The 15,705-nt window shown below is 69.5% G+C and carries 13 protein-coding genes; 7 read left to right on the top strand and 6 right to left on the bottom strand.

What is annotated here, in order from left to right:
- Positions 1–41: 41 nt before the first annotated feature.
- Positions 42–1,673: a sensor histidine kinase gene (locus tag D7V88_RS28270; RefSeq protein WP_120543740.1), complete on the bottom strand. Its 1,632-nt coding sequence runs from the start codon at positions 1,671–1,673 to the stop codon at positions 42–44.
- A gap of 22 nt (positions 1,674–1,695) precedes the next feature.
- A complete protein-coding gene (gene purF, locus D7V88_RS28265; protein WP_244238437.1) occupies positions 1,696–3,078 on the bottom strand; it encodes an amidophosphoribosyltransferase in 1,383 nt (460 codons plus the stop codon).
- A 168-nt stretch (positions 3,079–3,246) separates the two neighbouring features.
- Here purF and D7V88_RS28260 point away from each other — a divergent pair, with 168 nt between their 5' ends.
- The gene (locus tag D7V88_RS28260; RefSeq protein WP_120543738.1) at positions 3,247–4,563 is read left to right on the top strand and encodes a neutral/alkaline non-lysosomal ceramidase N-terminal domain-containing protein; all 1,317 of its coding nucleotides are present in this window, start codon (positions 3,247–3,249) and stop codon (positions 4,561–4,563) included.
- A gap of 143 nt (positions 4,564–4,706) precedes the next feature.
- On the top strand, positions 4,707–5,564 hold the full coding sequence (gene ypfJ / locus D7V88_RS28255) for a KPN_02809 family neutral zinc metallopeptidase (RefSeq protein ID WP_120543737.1): 858 nt from the start codon (positions 4,707–4,709) through the stop codon (positions 5,562–5,564).
- Between the two features lie 47 nt (positions 5,565–5,611).
- On the opposite strand, the gene D7V88_RS28250 is transcribed toward ypfJ, so the two are convergent.
- Positions 5,612–6,079, bottom strand: coding sequence for a hypothetical protein (locus D7V88_RS28250; RefSeq protein ID WP_120543736.1), 468 nt, complete (start codon positions 6,077–6,079; stop codon positions 5,612–5,614).
- 350 nt (positions 6,080–6,429) lie between these two features.
- Between D7V88_RS28250 and D7V88_RS28245 the strand changes: the two genes are divergently transcribed.
- Both D7V88_RS28245 and D7V88_RS28240 read left to right on the top strand, forming a co-directional pair.
- Complete coding sequence (locus D7V88_RS28245; protein WP_120543735.1) at positions 6,430–7,968, top strand: parallel beta-helix domain-containing protein; 1,539 nt, start codon at positions 6,430–6,432, stop codon at positions 7,966–7,968.
- 24 nt (positions 7,969–7,992) lie between these two features.
- On the top strand, positions 7,993–9,252 hold the full coding sequence (locus D7V88_RS28240; RefSeq protein ID WP_120543734.1) for an SO2930 family diheme c-type cytochrome: 1,260 nt from the start codon (positions 7,993–7,995) through the stop codon (positions 9,250–9,252).
- 1 nt (position 9,253) lies between these two features.
- Here D7V88_RS28240 and D7V88_RS28235 read toward each other — a convergent pair whose 3' ends face one another.
- Complete coding sequence (locus tag D7V88_RS28235; RefSeq protein ID WP_120543733.1) at positions 9,254–10,537, bottom strand: dicarboxylate/amino acid:cation symporter; 1,284 nt, start codon at positions 10,535–10,537, stop codon at positions 9,254–9,256.
- Between the two features lie 142 nt (positions 10,538–10,679).
- On the opposite strand from D7V88_RS28235, the gene D7V88_RS28230 reads away from it, so the two are divergent.
- The 3 genes from D7V88_RS28230 (at position 10,680) to D7V88_RS28220 (ending at position 12,029) form a co-directional block, all read left to right on the top strand.
- Positions 10,680–10,868 (top strand): hypothetical protein, encoded by a 189-nt coding sequence (locus tag D7V88_RS28230; protein ID WP_120543732.1) that lies wholly within the window; start codon positions 10,680–10,682, stop codon positions 10,866–10,868.
- 106 nt (positions 10,869–10,974) lie between these two features.
- Entirely contained in the window at positions 10,975–11,688 is a 714-nt protein-coding gene (locus D7V88_RS28225; protein WP_120543741.1) for a S8/S53 family peptidase, read from the top strand.
- A 35-nt stretch (positions 11,689–11,723) separates the two neighbouring features.
- Complete coding sequence (locus D7V88_RS28220; protein ID WP_120543731.1) at positions 11,724–12,029, top strand: putative quinol monooxygenase; 306 nt, start codon at positions 11,724–11,726, stop codon at positions 12,027–12,029.
- An 18-nt stretch (positions 12,030–12,047) separates the two neighbouring features.
- Here the strand turns inward: D7V88_RS28220 and D7V88_RS28215 are convergent, their stop codons facing one another.
- Both D7V88_RS28215 and D7V88_RS28210 read right to left on the bottom strand, forming a co-directional pair.
- Positions 12,048–14,144 carry a catalase gene (locus D7V88_RS28215; protein WP_120543730.1) on the bottom strand — a complete coding sequence of 699 codons (2,097 nt, stop codon included), beginning with the start codon at positions 14,142–14,144 and terminating at the stop codon, positions 12,048–12,050.
- A gap of 141 nt (positions 14,145–14,285) precedes the next feature.
- Positions 14,286–15,308, bottom strand: a complete 1,023-nt coding sequence (locus D7V88_RS28210; RefSeq protein ID WP_120543729.1) for an NADP-dependent oxidoreductase — start codon at positions 15,306–15,308, stop codon at positions 14,286–14,288.
- Between the last annotated feature and the right edge of the window lie 397 nt (positions 15,309–15,705).

Below are 15,705 nucleotides of genomic sequence, written 5' to 3'. Positions count from 1 at the left end.
TCTAGCTTCGTCGGCAGCGTCAGATGTGTATATCAGACAGCTCATGACCGGGGGGCTCGGGGAAGGTGGAGGAGAAAGCGGCTGCCGTCGGGCAGGCGCTCGAAGGTGAGCTGTCCGCCCTGATGCTCCAGCGCCTGACGCGTCATGGCCAGCCCCAACCCGATGCCCTTGGGCTTGGAGGTACGAAAGGGTTCGAAGAGCCGGCCCTCGGCGCCTTCGGGAGGACCGCCCCCGTTGTCCTCCACCGTCACCACCGCGGCGTCAGCGTCGAAGCGGGCCCTCACCCACACCTGGGGCTGCGCGACCCGGCCCAGGTCCTTGGCCGCCACCGTGGCCTCCATCGCGTTGCGCACCAGGTTGTCCAACGCGGTGGTGAGCAGCAGCGGATCACATGACATGGGGGCCGCGTCCTGGGGCACCTCCACGTCCACGCGCACCTCGTCCGCTTCCGGCAGCGAACGCAGGCCCTCCACCACGTCGCGCACCAGCCGCGACAGGTCCACGTCCACGCGGCGCACGACGGGCGGCTTGCCGAAGTTGAGCAGCGACGTGGCCAGGTGCGCCAGCCGGTCAATCTGGCCGTGCAGCGTGCGCGCCACGAGCCCACCGTCGCCCTCCGGCGACACGAGCCCGGTGGCGGCCTTGAGGCCGTTGAGGGAGTTCTTCACCTCGTGCGCGATGAGGCTGGCGGCGCTGCCCAGCGCGGCCATCTTCTCCTGCTGCGCGGCGCGGTTCTCCACCTCGCGGAACAGGCCGTAGACGCGGCGCCAGTGGATGCTGAAGAGCACCAGCGTGCCCACCTGGAGCAGCGCCAGCACCAGCAGTTGGACGAGGAAGCGGTCGCGCAGTCCGGACAGGAGCGCCGTCTCGTCGGCGGCGAGCAGCAGGTGCAGCTCCGTGCCCGGCACCGGCGTGGCGGTGAGGAAGGTCTCCGGCATCGCGTCCAGCGACGGGGGACGGGTGCCTTCGCGGATGAACTCGCGCAGCTCTCCGGAGGCGCGCGGCACGCTGGCCCACGACGGTGGCGCCGTCGGCAGGAACAGGTCTCCGGAGGCGTTGAGGACGAGCAGCTCCAGGTCACTGCTCAGCGGCCGGCCTCCCGGCAGCGCCGAGTTCGTGTCCAGCAGGCCCGCGAACACCGCCGTGGTGACGCCCGCGCGCACCACCGGCACGGCGACGACGAAGGTGGATGCTCCCGGCGCGATGGCATCCACCACCGGCGTCTGCCGCGCCAGCACCTGCTGGAACCACGGGCGCGTGGCGAAGCCGCCCTGAGAGGAATCCTCCGCGAGCGGCGGGTCGCTCCAGCGCAGCTTGCCCTGCGCATCCAGCACCATCACGCCCGCGTGGAAGAGGCCGGCGCGGGGCGTGGTGAGGTCCTGGAGGTCCTCGGTGGGCAACTCGCGCTTCACGTCCGGGCCCACGCCTTCGGACACGCGCAAGAGTTCCGTCTGGAGCAGCTTCAGGTGCAGACCCAGCGCCTCCGCGTAGACGCGCGCCTCCCGCGTCATGCGCGTCTGGAACTCCGCGCGGGCTCCCGCCACGTCACCGCGGTAGGAGAGCAGAGGGCCCGCGACGGCGACGACCCCCAGCAGCAGCAGCCCCGCCAGCACGGAGCGGACGAACTGCCGCTCCGCCTGCGCGAGTTCCGGCCGGCCGGAGGTCGAGGGCATCACCGGAACCGTGCGCCCGGACTCAGGCGCTCAGCTTGGCGTCCGAGTCCCGGGACAGCTTCTCCGTGAGGTACTGCCCGGAGAAGCACGCGGTGCAGTAGGTGCTCCGCTTCGGATCCTCCACCGCCGCGCCCAGGCCTTCCAGCGACAGGTAGCCCAGGGAGTCCGCCGTGACGTACTTGGCGATCTCCTCCGTGCTGTGGCTGGCGGCGATGAGCTCCGTGCGGCTGGGCGTGTCGATGCCGTAGTAGCAGGGCCACTGCGTGGGCGGCGACGAGATGCGCAGGTGCACGGACACGGCGCCCGCGGCCTTGAGCATCTTCACGATCTTGCGGCTGGTGGTGCCGCGCACGATGGAGTCGTCCACCACCACCACGCGCTTGCCCTTGAGGACGCTGCGCACGGCGGACAGCTTCAGCTTCACGCCGAAGTGGCGGATGGACTGCTGCGGCTCGATGAAGGTGCGGCCCACGTAGTGGCTGCGGATGAGGCCCACGTCGTAGGGGATGCCGCTCGTCTGCGAGAAGCCGATGGCCGCGGGCACGCCCGAGTCCGGCACCGCGATGACCAGGTCCGCGTCCGGCGCGGGCTGCTCGCGCGCCAACTGCATGCCCAGGCGCTTGCGCACCTCATAGACGCTGGAGCCGAAGAGCACCGAGTCCGGCTTGGCGAAGTAGACGTGCTCGAAGATGCAGCGGCCCAGGCGGGGCGCGGGCTTGAAGGGCATGCTGGCGCGCAGCACCCCGTTCTCGATGACGATGAGCTCGCCGGGCTCCAGCTCGCGCACCACCTCCGCTTCGATGAGATCCAACGCGGTCGTCTCACTGGCGACGACGAAGGCGCCTTCCTTCATCTTGCCCAGCACCAGCGGCCGGAAGCCGTGCGGGTCGCGCACCGCGATGAGCTTGTCCTCCGTGAGGAGCAGGATGCTGTAGGCGCCCTCCACCTTGCGCAGGGACTCCACCAGCTTGGCCTCGAAGGTGGGCTGCTTGGAGCGGGCGAGGAGGTGCATCACCACCTCCGTGTCCGCGTCCGACTGGAAGAGCGCGCCGTCCGCTTCGAGCGAGGCCTTGAGCTCCGCCGCGTTCACGATGTTGCCGTTGTGCGCGATGGAGAACTGGCCGCCCGCCCACGCGACGAACAGCGGCTGGGCGTTCTTGAGCTGGCTGCCGCCCGCCGTGCTGTAGCGCACGTGGCCGATGGCCGCGTCTCCCGGCAGTCCATCAATCACCGGCGCGGTGAAGATGTCCGCCACCAGGCCCATCTGCCGGTGCGCGCGCAGGATGTGGCCGTCGGAGGCGACGATGCCGGCGGACTCCTGTCCGCGGTGCTGCAGGGCGTGCAACCCCAGGTACGTCAGGTTGGACGCCTCTCCGTGTCCCACGATTCCGAAGATGCCGCACATGGCGCGCTGCCTTACCCCTTTCGAACTCGAAGCGGAACAGGAACGCACGTCTTCACGGAAGGTATTCCACCTGTCGCAAGACGTCGGCTCCTGTAGGCCAGGCAGGGTGCCGCTGGCCGGAAAGGTAGGCACGGTCCTGAGGTCTGGAGCGGTTAGGCTCCCTCCGGCATGTCCTCTTCCCGGCGTTCCCTGCTTCGTGCCCTGCTGCCCTTTGTCCTCCTAACGGCGGGGGCGGCCTACGCGCTCGCCTCCTGGAACTGGTGTGGGCGCTGGGAAGAACGCACGCCCGTGGTGCTGTCCCAGATCCAGGGCGAAGGCGCCCTGCGAGCAGGTGCGGCGAAGGTGGCCTTGTCGCCGCCCTTCCCGGTGGTGGTGGCGGGCTACTCGCCGCCCCGGCCCGAGGCGAGCCAGGCCGAGCTGCCCCTCCAGGCCCGCGCGGTGGTGTTGGAGGTCGGAAGCGCGCGCGTGGGCGTGGTGTCGCTGGAGCTGCTCTTCGTTACCCCGGAAATCGTGGAGCAGGTGCGCGAGCGCGCCGCGCGGGTGGGCGTGAAGGAGGTGCTGGTGGTGGCCACGCACACGCACTCCTCTTTTGGAGGGTACGACGCGCGCTGGGTGGCCCAGCTTTCCGGGACGGGGCGCTATCTGCCGGCGGCGGTGAGCGCGGTGGTGATGGGCGCGAGCGAAGCGCTGGAGAAGGCCGCCGCTTCGATGACGGACGTCACGTTGGAGGTGGGCGGCGCGGCGGACGCAGGGCTCGTCACCTCCCGCAGCGGCGGACAGGTCCCCGACGGACAGCTCACGCGCGTGGTGCTGAAGGGCGCGAAGGCGCCGGTGGCGGAGGTGCTGGTGTTCGCCGCGCACGCCACGCTCATTCCCCGCAAGCGGGCGCTGGTGGATCCGGACTACCCGGGCCGCCTGAGCGCGCTGCGCGAAGCGGCGGGCAGCGGCGTGACGCTGTTCGTGCAGGGCAGCGAAGGCAATGCGTCCGTGGCCTTCTCCGAAGGGCAGGGGCCGGAGCGGGCCGCGGCCTTCGCGACCCGGCTGTCGGCGCTGGCGGACGGGGCCACCCCGGCGGCGGTGGAGGGGCCGGTGCGGCTGGCCTTCGCGCGCGTGCAGGCGTCGCTGCCCCGGCCGGATTCGTCGCGGCTGGTGCCCACGTTCACCCGCGCGGCGGGGGACAACTTCCTGTGCGCGTCCTCGCCCCGGGAGACGGAAGTGGATGCGCTGGCCCTGGGGCCGCTGGAGTTGCTGGCGATTCCGGGCGAACCCACCACGAGCGCGGGACAGGCGCTGATGGGGCTCACGGGCGCAACCCACGTGCTGGGGCTCGCCAACGGCTACGTGGGCTACCTGGACACGCCGGAGCAGGTGCTCAGCGGTCAGGGCGAGGCCCGGCGCCAGTACTTCGGCCCGGCCCTGATGGAGCGCCTGGGCGCCGCTTCGCGCGTGGCATCCGGGCTGGTGGGCTTCTCCCTTCCGGAATGAGCCCGCTGCCCCTTGCATGGCCCGCCTGCCCGCCTGCCCTACGGACCTCCTGGCGAACGGTCGGCTCGGGAATCCCCGTCGCTGACGTGTGGCCCGCTGCCTACCTTGGTCCGCAGGGCAGCCCGACAGGGGAGGGGTATCGCATGAGGTGGCAAGGCGGACGTCGCAGCTCGAACATCGAGGACCGACGGGGTTCCGGCTTCGGACGCCCGCTCGCGGTGGGCGGTGGCGCCGCGTCGCTGGTGGTGGCGCTGTTGGTGATGTTGCTGGGCGGAGACCCGTCCGACGTGCAGGTGGATTCGCGCTCCCCGTATTCGGATCCGGCGACGGGCGGCTCGGGACGCGCGGTGGATCCGCAGCAGGAGGAGATGAAGGACTTCGTGTCCGTCATCCTCGCGGACACCGAGGACACCTGGCCCGGACTGCTGGAGCCCGTGGGCGTGCGCTACGTGCAGCCTCGGCTGGTGCTCTTCTCGGACGCGGTGCAGTCCGCGTGCGGCGCGCAGCAGAGCGCGGTGGGGCCCTTCTATTGTCCGGGCGACCAGCGCGTGTACCTGGACCTGACCTTCTTCGACGAGCTGGAGAGCCGCTTCGGCGCGCCCGGTGACTTCGGCCGCGCGTACGTCGTCGCGCACGAGGTGGGGCACCACGTGCAGAACCTGCTGGGCACCTCCCAGAAGGTGCAGTCGCTGCGCCGCCGCACGAGCGAGGAGCAGGCCAACCAGCTCTCCGTGCTGACCGAGCTTCAGGCGGACTGCTTCGCCGGCATCTGGGCGCGCCACGCGCAGAAGGAGCGCAACCTGCTGGAGCCGGGCGACATCGAGGAGGGGCTGGGCGCGGCCAGCGCCGTGGGCGACGACACGATCCAGAAGCGCGCCCGGGGCCACGTCGTCCCCGAGTCCTTCACCCACGGCTCCGCCGAGCAGCGCATGACCTGGTTCAAGCGGGGGCTGGAGCAGGGCACGCTGGAGGCCTGCGACACCTTCAACGCGCGTCGCTGAAGTCCCCTGGGAACGTCCCCCGGAAGTACCGGGGGACGCGGCTCCGGCTAACGCGCGCGCGGGGTCCGCGAGGTGCCCGTGCCGTAGAGGGGCTGCTGGAGCTGGTACGTGCCGTTGAGCGGCTGCTGGAGCTGATAGGTCCCGTTCAGCGGTTGCTGAAGCTGGTACGTGCCGTTGAGCGGCTGCTGGAGCTGGTAGGTGCCATTCAGCGGCTGCTGGAGTTCGTAGGTGCCGTTGAGCGGCTGCTGGAGCTGATACGTCCCGACGAGCGGCTGCTGGAGTTCGTAGGTCCCGTCGAGGGGCCGCTGGAACCCGGTGCCGGCTTGGGGCTGATACCAGTAATTGTCCCAGAACGTGCCTTCACTCTGGGTGGTTGTCAGTGATTGCCGGGCATCCAGGCCCTGCGAGTCATTGCCCTGGGGGGCCATCGACGTTTCGTCCTGCTGCGCCATCGCGGTGGTGGCCGCGCCGGACGCGAACGCCACCACCAGGGTCGCCAGGGTGCTTGCGCGCATGGGAAGCCTCTTTTCCGTCGCGGGGAGAGGAAGGGCGGTGCCGCGACACCCCTGGAAGATGACCGCCCGGGTGGGAGCCGGGGACCCCGCGAAGGGGCCAGGGGCGCCCGTCCGGCCGTCCGCCCCGGGACCTTGCGTCACGCCCGGTGCGGACACATTCGAAGCGATAGGCTTACCGCGTGCGCGTGCTTTTTCCGCGTGGCCAAAGGGGCACCGCGTCAAAACACAAACGTGCAACTAATGCTTGTCGCCCGTGTGTCTTTGCTCCGAGCATGCCGCCTTCCCGCTGCTTCGCGGGCCCGGATGTTTCCTCAAGGGTCCCAAGCGGAGCGGCTTCGCGGAGGAATGACATGCCCCGTTTGCAGTGGACCCGCGCTTCGAGCGCCGCCCTTCTGGCCCTGTTGGGGGCCCTTTCGCTGACCGCCTGCTCCGAGGACGAGGAGCTTCCGACCCCGAGGCCGGACGCGGGGACCCAGACGGACGCGGGCACCGACGCCGGCACGGAGCCGGACGCCGGTCCCCCGGTGGACACGGGCATCGCCTGGGATGGCGGCGCGGCGGGGGACTTCTCCTGCGAGGGCAAGACGCAGGCGACGCTGACGTTCACGCCGGGCCAGGAGGAAGCGCTCCAGGACCAGGTGAACACGCTGGCTGAGTGCACCACCATCCAGTTGGCGGCGGGCACGTTCACGTTCGACAACGCCATCACCGTCCGCCAGAACGGCATCACGATCGCGGGCGCGGGCAAGGGCGTGAAGGGCGAGGGCACGGGCACGGCGACCAGCACGGTGCTGGTGTTCACGAACGCGGCCGCGAACTCCAACGGCCTGGACGTGGTGGGCAAGCGCTTCGAGGTGCGTGACGTCGCGGTGTGGAACGCGAAGAAGGACGCGGTGCGCATCGAGTCCTCCACCGACGTCATCATGCGCCGCGTGCGCACCGAGTGGGCGAAGGTCAACGACGAGAACAACGGCAAGTACGGCCTGTACCCGGTGAAGTCGAAGTTCGTCGTCATCGAGGACTGCGAGGCCTACAACGCCGCGGACGCGGGCATCTACGTGGGCCAGACGGAGTACGCCGTCGTGCGCAACAACATCGCGAAGCAGAACGTCGCGGGCATCGAAATCGAGAACACGAAGTACGCCTACGTGACGGGCAACCTGGCCGAGGACAACACCACGGGCCTCGTGGTGTTCGACCTGCCGGGCAACCCCATCAAGGGCACCGACGTCCGGGTGCTGAACAACATCATCATCAACAACAACCGGACCAACTTCGCGTCGGTGGCCGCCAGCAGCAGCACGGTGTCGCAGGTGCCGGCCGGCACGGGCACGTTCATCCTGGCGTCGCGCCGGGTGGAGCTGACGGGCAACACCTGGGAGAACAACAACTCCCTGGACGTGGCGGTGCTGAGCGGCCTGTCCATCGAGCCGGACCCCACGCTGTGGGCGGCGGGTGGCTTCAACTTCGAGAGCGCGGACATCAGCATCCACGGCAACACCTTCAAGGGCGGCAGCGGTGACCTGGTGGACAACGGCAGCCTGAGCGCGCAGCGCCGTCCGCTGGGGGCGCTCGTGGCGGCGCTCTACGCCTACGGCGAGACGCAGGGCGAGCTGCGGGTGCCGCACCTGCTGTGGGACGGCGTGGATCCGGCCGGCCATCCCCGCACGCAGGTGAACCCCATCAACATCTGCTTCAAGGGCAACACCCTGCCCGCGGGCACCCGCAACGCCATCGTGGACCTGGACCTGGCGGGTGCGGGACAGGCCGCGACCGGCGGGGACCTGATTGGCGCGTGGGGCAAGACGCGGCACTACGCCGTGACGGGAACCGCCTTCGACTGCGCGGGCTTCTCTCCCGCGCTGACCATTGGCGACTTCATCAAGTAATCGCGGTCAGGGAGCGTGACACCCATGCGGACGTCGTTCGTGAAGCCCCGTCTCTCCGTGGTGCTGCTGGCCCTCGCGCTGGCGGCCTGCGGTTCATCCGACCCGGAAAACCCGGGGCCCCAGCCCGATGCGGGCACCTCCGTTCCAGATGCCGGAGCGGCGGACGCGGGCGTTCCTGATTCGGGCGTTCCCGATTCGGGGACGGTGGATGCAGGGGTGCCCGACGCGGGCGCTCCGGACGCCGGGGCCACGGACGCGGGCCCGGTGGACGCCGGGCCTCCGCTGGCCATTCCCAACGTGCTGTCGGGCTTCGGTTTGTTCACCGGCAGCCCGGCGGACGGGGGACTGGTGCCGGTGGAGGGCAACGTGCCCTACACGTTGTCCACCGCGCTGTTCTCCGACTACTCGGTCAAGTCACGCACCCTCTACATCCCCGCCGGCAAGGTGGCGCACTACCAGCCGATGGACGCGCTGGACCTGCCGGTGGGGACGCTCATCACCAAGACGTTCGCCTTCCCGGCGGACCTGCGGAAGCCGGACCAGGACGTGCGCTACATCGAGACGCGCGTCCTGGTGCGCCAGCCGTCTGGCTGGGAGGCGTGGCCGTACGTGTGGAATGCTCCTCAAACGGAGGCTGAACTGGCCACCGGTGGCCGCTCGCGCGACGTGACGTTCATCGACCTGCAGGGCAACACCCAGGCGTTCAGGTACTCGGTGCCGTCCAAGAACCAGTGCCAGCAGTGCCACCACCTCCAGGACGAGACGGGGGAGCAGGTGATGCACCCCATCGGCGTGAAGGCGCGCTACCTGCACCACACGAACACGTACGGCGGCGTGGAGCGCGACCAGTTGGAGTACCTGGCGTCGCTGGGCAAGCTGGACGGACTGCCCGCGCCAGCGGAGCTGCCGAAGGCTCCGGACGCGTTCAACCCGGCGGCGGCGGACCTGTCCACGCGGGCGCGCACGTACCTGGACATCAACTGCGCGCATTGCCACAACCCGAAGGGGACGGCGGGCATCACCAGCCAGTTGTTCCTCAACATCGACAACGCGAACCTGTTCACGCTGGGCGAGTGCAAGCGCCCGGGTTCAGCGGGCAGTGGCGTGGGCGGTGAATTCGACATCGTCCCGGGCAACCACGCGGAGTCCATCCTCTGGTACCGGCTGCACACGGAGGAGTCCGGGAAGATGATGCCGCAGATTGGCCGCGTCGTTCACCACGCGGAGGGCTCGCAGCTCATCGCGGATTGGATCGATTCCCTTCCGCCGAAGAGCTGCAAGTAGTTCACGCCGTCGGCGACGGGGGCTGGGTCTCCTCCAGCCCCACGTTGCTGGACGCGCGGTTGTAGACGTCCAGGTCCAGCAGGCCCTCCTCGCGCGCGACGAGCACCGGCACCAGCATCTGCCCGGTGACGTTGGTGAGGGTGCGCATCATGTCCAGCACCCGGTCGATGGCGAGCAGGTAGCCCAGGCCTTCCAGCGGCAGGCCCGCGGCGCTCAGCACCACGGTGGTCATCACCACCGCGGTGCCCGGGACTCCCGCGGTGCCGAAGCTCCCCAATACCGACGCCAGCAGGATGATGAAGAGCTGGGGCGCGGACAGCGACAGGCCGAAGTACTGCGCGATGAACAGCGACGTCATCGCCGGGTAGATGGCCCCACAGCCGTCCATCTTGATGGTGGCGCCCAGGGGCACCGCGAACGCCGCGTAGTCGCGGTTGACGCCCAGGTTGTGGGTGACGCTGCGCAGGGCCACCGGCATGGACGCGAAGCTGGAGGAGCTGACGAACGCCACCTGCATGCCGGGCGCGGCGCCCCGGAAGAAGCGCAGCGGGTTGAGCCCGTGCGCGAGCAGCAGGCCCCCGTACACGAAGATGACGTGCAGCGCGCACGCCAGGTACAGCGTGAGGACGAAGGTGGCCAGGGGTAGGAGCCGCTCGAAGCCGTACGTGCCCACCAGCGCGGCGATGAGGCCGAAGGTGCCCAGCGGCGTCAGCTCCAGCACGAAGCGCGTGACCTGAATCATCGCGTCGCTGGCTTCACCCACGAGTTCGCGCAGGCGCGCGGTGCGCTCTCCCAGCTTCACCAGCGCGAAGCCCACGAGGCCCGCGAAGAAGATGACCTGGAGCATCTTGCCCTCCGCCAGCGCGGCGAAGGGGTTGGTGGGCACCACGTCCAGCAGCACCTGCACCGGGCCGGGCACCTGCCGGGGCTTGTAGTCGGAGGCCACCTGGAGCTGGCCCACGCCCACGCCCGGCTTCGTGAGGGCGGCGGTGCCCAGGCCCACGCCCACGGCCAGCGCGGCGGTGAGGGCGAACCAGAGGAAGGTGCGGCCTCCCAGCTTCGCCATGCTCTTCTGGCCGCGCAGCGCGGACACCGCGTGGATGACGGCGAAGAAGACCAGCGGCGTGGCGATCATCCGGATGAGCTGCACGTAGAGCGTGCCCAGCGGCTGGAGCCACGTGCCCGCCTTCTCGCCCAGCGCCCAACCCGCGAGGGCGCCCAGCACGAAGGCGCCCAGCACGCGCTGCCAGAAGGGGATGCGGAACCAGCGGGCCCAGAGCTTCATCGCGAGACACCTCTCACAGCGTTGGACCGGGAGACCCTAACCGCCTTGCGTCCCTCGCGCCGCGCCGTGGATTGACTTGTCGGACGCGGCCCGTAACGTTTCATGGAATCCAAAGCTCTCTTTGGATTCCAGGAGGCATGCGATGAAGTTCACGAGCAAGGATGTGTCGGCGTTGCTGTCGGACGTCGAGGGAACGCAGGACCTGGTGGGCCACGCCTGTGGCTCGTCGAACATGAACGGCATTGCCTACACGTGGAACGGCACCAACTGGCAGGGCATCTACTACCCGCAGTTCGCGCTGCCGAGGGGCGAGGACAGCACGAGCTGCTAGCGCGAAGGGCTTCACCCTGTCCGGGGCGTGTCCCCCGAGCGCCCCGGATGCCCCCATGGATTTCCACCTCCCTCCCGTGGCTTCAGGTTTTGAGCGAGGCGTCGCCGTGAAGATCGCCGTCGTGGACAGTGGTGTGTCGGTGGGCTTCCTGCGGGAGCACGGCGGACGGCTGGCCGGGGCCGCGAGCTTCACGCTGGACCGGGCCACCCGGCGCCTGGAGTCCCGCGTCCACTCCCGTGAGGAGCTGGAGGCGTGGCGCGGTGGGGATGCCGTCCTGGCCGACCTGGAGGACACGCACGGGCACGGCACTTCGGTGCTGAGCATCCTGATGGACGCAGGGCCTCCCGTGCCGGACGTGGAGTGGTACGTCGCGCGCGTCTTGGACGGGACGATGCGCGGGGACTCGCTGTGCCTGCTCGAAGCGCTGGAGTGGCTGACGAACGAGGTGCGCCCGGAGGTCATCAACCTGAGCCTGGGGACCGTGGTCCGGGCCTTGGAGGCGCCGCTCACGGAAGTGCTCTGGCGCGCGGTGCGACAGGGCACGGTCGTGGTCTGCGCCGCCGGGCCCATGCCGGGCCTGCCCGCGGGGTTGGGTGCGGTGGTGACGGTGGCGGACACGAAGACGGCCCAACTGCTGGGCCGCACGGACACGGTGGACCACATCGAGCATGCGCCCACCGTGCGGCTGTACGCGGCCGGCGCCTGGTGCGAGCGGCCGATGACGAGCAGCTACGCCTGCGCGCTCGCCGTGGCCCGGGTGCTGCGCGAGGGCTGTCCGCCCGACTGGCGGCGAAAGGCCCCTGCTGCCCCCGTGCGCTGACGCGCCGTGCCCCGGGACGTCCTATCCTCGAAGGCATGATCGTCGAATACATCCGCTACACGATTCCCGAGGCCCGGGCGCAGGACTTCGAAGCGGCCTACCAGACCGCGCAGGAGAGCCTGCGCGCCTCGCCGCACTGCCTGGGCTTCGAGCTGTCGCGCTGCCACGACGCGCCAGACCACTACATCCTGCGCATCCAGTGGGACTCCGCGGAAGGCCACATGCAGGGCTTCCGCAAGAGCGCCCACTTCCCGCCCTTCCTCGCTGCCATTCGGCCCTATGTGCCGGACATCGAGGAGATGCGGCACTACGACGTCACCGCGGTGCAGTGGACGCGGTGACGCCGTGTCGCTCCTGGCTCAGGCCGGGACGCGGTCGTGGTCCACGCGGTCCCAGTGGCGGTGCTTCGCGAGCGCCGTGACGAAGGCCTTGCCCAGCGCCTGCGCGGTGCCGGTGACGATGCCGGGCGCGGCCGGATCCACCTCGCACGCCTTCAGCACGTCCGTGGCGCCGGTGGACGCCGCCACCGTCTTGCAGTGGAGGTAGGCCTCCTGCACGAAGTGGCGCGCCTCGCCGTCCTTCTTCAGCGTGGCGACGCTCGCGGCGCCGCCAGGGATGTAGACGCCGTCGTATTCGATGGACGCGGTGGTGATGGCGCTCTTGTCCACCTTCACCGCCTGCCCGTTGGCCGCCTTCACCGTGCCCAGGTGCTTCGCGATGACCTTCACGTGCGCGCCCTGGCCTTCCAGTTCCTTGCGCACCGCCATCAGTTCATCCGAGTCCACGCCGTCCGCCACCAGCACCGCGATGCGTCGGCTCTTGATGCCGCCTCCCTTGCCCAGCTCCATGCTGAGCGCGGGGGACGTGGCGACGGGGCCCTTGGCCGCGGGCGGCTGGGCCGCGGGCGTGGGCAGTCCCAGCCCTTTGGCGACCTCGGTGGCGAGCTTGCCGTCGACCTTGGCGAAGTGCTCCAGCACGCGCTCGCGGATGTGCAGCGTCTCCACCTTGCCCAGCTCGAAGCGACACGCGTCGATGAGGTGCTCCTGCTCCGGCGGGGTGAGGCTGTTGAAGAAGAGCGCGGCCTGGCTGTAGTGGTCCTGGAAGGACTCGGCGCGCACGCGCTGCTTCTTGCCGCTCACCTGCTCCGGCGGGTGCACGTAGCCGCCCTGCTTCTGGGACGCGAGGAACGGGCAGCCCCCGCTCAGCGAGTTCGGGTGGTAGTTGGCCCGGCTGGTGTTGACGGTGTGCCGCCCGAAGCCGTCCTGCTGGTGGTTGTGCACCGGCGCCACCGGACGGTTGATGGGCAGCTCCGCGAAGTTGGGCCCGCCCAGGCGCGTGAGCTGCGTGTCCAGGTACGAGAACAGCCGCGCCTGCATCAGCGGATCATCCGTGAAGCCGATGCCCGGCACGACGTTGGAGACGCAGTACGCCACCTGCTCCGTCTCCGCGAAGAAGTTGTCCGGGTTGCGGTTGAGCACGAGCTTGCCGATGCGCTGCACCGGCACCAGCTCCTCGGGGACGAGCTTGGTGGCGTCGAGCAGCTCGATGCCCAGCTTCTGGGCGTCCGCCTCCTCGATGATCTGCACGCCCAGCTCGTACTCCGGGAAGTCGCCCATCTCGATGGACTCCCAGAGGTCGCGGCGGTGGAAGTCCGCGTCCTTGCCCGCGAGCTTCTGCGCCTCATCCCAGACGAGCGAGTGCACGCCCAGGAGCGGCTTCCAGTGGAACTTCACGAAGCGCGACTCGTTCTGTTCGTTGATGAAGCGGAAGGTGTGGACGCCGAAGCCCTCCATCATCCGGTAGCTGCGCGGGATGCCCCGGTCGGACATGGCCCACATGACCATGTGCATCGTCTCCGGGACGAGTGACACGAAGTCCCAGAAGGAGTCGTGCGCGGTGGCCGCCTGGGGCATCTCGTGGTGCGGCTCCGGCTTGGCGGCGTGGACGAAGTCGGGGAACTTGATGCCGTCCTGCACGAAGAAGACGGGGATGTTGTTGCCCACGAGGTCGAAGTTGCCTTCGTCCGTGTAGAACTTCACCGCGAAGCCGCGCACGTCGCGCACGGTGTCCGCGGAGCCGCGCGAGCCCGCCACGGTGGAGAAGCGCACGAACACGGGCGTCTTGCGCGAGGGGTCCTGGAGGAACCCGGCCCGCGTGTATTTGGACATGGGCTGGTACACCTGGAAGTAGCCGTGGGCCGCGGAGCCTCGGGCGTGCACCACGCGCTCCGGGATGCGCTCATGGTCGAAGCGCATCACCTTCTCACGCAGGTGGAAGTCCTCCAGCAGCGTGGGGCCGCGCGCTCCAATCTTGAGCGAGTCGTCCGTGTGCTCGATGCGCAGACCCTGGTCCGTCGTGAGGAAGTTGCCCGTACCGTCCGAGCGATCCTTCGCGAGCTGGGTGTCCTTGCTCTTCTCGTCGACGTGAACCGCGTCCGGCTGCTTCTGAGAGCTCAACGTGCTGCCTCCTTCAAGGGGGCGTGCACACTGCCCGAGGTTGCGGAGGCCGCGCGTTTCCCGCGCTCCGTCTGCGGGGTGCCAAACGGAGCGCGGCGAGGATGTCGGGTGTTGTTCGTTCCGGACGTTGGCCAGCGAGCGTCAGGCGTCCTTGACGAGGCGCACCAGCATCTTGCCGGTGTTGTCGCCGCGCATCATGCCGATGAAGGCGTCGGGGGCCTTGTCCAGGCCGTCCACGATGGTGGACACGTCGGACACCTTGCCCTCGCGCAGCCAGCCGCCCATGTCGCGCAGGAAGTCCGCGCGGCGGTCGCCGTGGTCGGAGACGATGAAGCCCTGGAGCGTGAGGCGCTTGCCCACCGCGAGCATCAGGTTGCGCGGACCGGGCGTAGGGGCGGTGGCGTTGTACTGGGAGATGGCGCCGCACAGCACGATGCGGCCGTGGTTCTTCATCAGGCCCAGCGCGGCCTCCAGGTGCTCGCCGCCCACGTTGTCGAAAAAGACGTCGATGCCTTCCGGAAACGCCTTCGCCAGGGACTCGGCCACCGGGCCGGACTTGTAGTTGAAGGCGTCGTTGAACTTCAGTTGCTCGCGCAGGTGCTTCACCTTCGCGTCTGACCCGGCGCTGCCCACCACGCGGCAGCCCTTGATGCGGGCCAGCTCCCCCACGACGCCCCCCACCGCGCCCGCCGCGCCGGACACGAAGACCGTCTCACCGGCGGCAGGCTTGCCGATGTCGAGCAGGCCCACGTAGGCCGTCATGCCCGGCATCCCGAGCACGCCCAGGTACGCGGACAGGGGGCCTACGCTGGGGTCCACCTTCTGGTAGTGCTTCGCGGGCGCCACGGCGTACTCGCGCCAGCCGCCGGTGCCGCCGACGACGTAGTCGCCTTCCTTGAAGTCCGGAGAGCGCGAGCGGACGACCTGCCCCACGCTGCCGCCGTCCAGCACTTCGCCCAGCTTGAAGGGCGGCACGTAGGACTTCGTGTCGTTCATGCGGCCGCGCATGTACGGATCCACGGACATGAAGTGGTTGCGCACGAGCACCTGACCGTCGGTGGGCTCGGGGACGGCGGCCTCCACGAGTTCGAAGATTTCAGGCGTGGGTTCGCCCTTCGGGCGGGACTTCAGGTGGATTTCACGTCCCTTGAGTGGCTGGGCCATGGGGGCTTTCTTGGAGGAGGACCGGCGTCCGCCGCCGGGCGGCCGGCTCTTAACCGCGACCTTTCATCGGGGCAGGGAATTGGGCACGGGGCGTTGGGTGCTGGAAAGGAGCTGCTTCCCGGAAAGACCTGTGGGGTAGGGGACGGTGGTGACGCCCTGGTACGTCAGACGTGCGTGCTACCTCCTTCGACCATGGATAGAGTGATGGGCGGCGAGGACAGGGGAGAATCCATGGCGAAGAAACCCGCGACCTATGCGGACCTGGAGGCGCTCCCGGACCATGTGGTGGGGGAGATCATCGCGGGGGAGCTGTATGCAAGCCCACGGCCTTCGGCCCCCCATGTCACGGCGGCTTCGCATCTGGTGATGGCGGTTGGCGGCCCTTTTGATCTGGGAC

Origin of the sequence: Corallococcus terminator (assembly GCF_003611635.1) — a bacterium.
Lineage (GTDB): Bacteria > Myxococcota > Myxococcia > Myxococcales > Myxococcaceae > Corallococcus > Corallococcus terminator.
This window is presented reverse-complemented; position numbering and strand designations above follow the sequence as displayed.

Coding starts and splice junctions, on each gene's coding strand:
- D7V88_RS28270 (WP_120543740.1), bottom strand. CDS start 1,673: ATGCCCTCGACCTCCGGCCGGCCGGAACTCGCGCAGGCGGAGCGGCAG.
- D7V88_RS28260 (WP_120543738.1), top strand. CDS start 3,247: ATGTCCTCTTCCCGGCGTTCCCTGCTTCGTGCCCTGCTGCCCTTTGTC.
- D7V88_RS28230 (WP_120543732.1), top strand. CDS start 10,680: ATGAAGTTCACGAGCAAGGATGTGTCGGCGTTGCTGTCGGACGTCGAG.
- D7V88_RS28250 (WP_120543736.1), bottom strand. CDS start 6,079: ATGCGCGCAAGCACCCTGGCGACCCTGGTGGTGGCGTTCGCGTCCGGC.
- ypfJ (WP_120543737.1), top strand. CDS start 4,707: ATGAGGTGGCAAGGCGGACGTCGCAGCTCGAACATCGAGGACCGACGG.
- D7V88_RS28220 (WP_120543731.1), top strand. CDS start 11,724: ATGATCGTCGAATACATCCGCTACACGATTCCCGAGGCCCGGGCGCAG.
- D7V88_RS28235 (WP_120543733.1), bottom strand. CDS start 10,537: ATGAAGCTCTGGGCCCGCTGGTTCCGCATCCCCTTCTGGCAGCGCGTG.
- D7V88_RS28240 (WP_120543734.1), top strand. CDS start 7,993: ATGCGGACGTCGTTCGTGAAGCCCCGTCTCTCCGTGGTGCTGCTGGCC.
- D7V88_RS28245 (WP_120543735.1), top strand. CDS start 6,430: ATGCCCCGTTTGCAGTGGACCCGCGCTTCGAGCGCCGCCCTTCTGGCC.
- D7V88_RS28210 (WP_120543729.1), bottom strand. CDS start 15,308: ATGGCCCAGCCACTCAAGGGACGTGAAATCCACCTGAAGTCCCGCCCG.
- purF (WP_244238437.1), bottom strand. CDS start 3,078: ATGTGCGGCATCTTCGGAATCGTGGGACACGGAGAGGCGTCCAACCTG.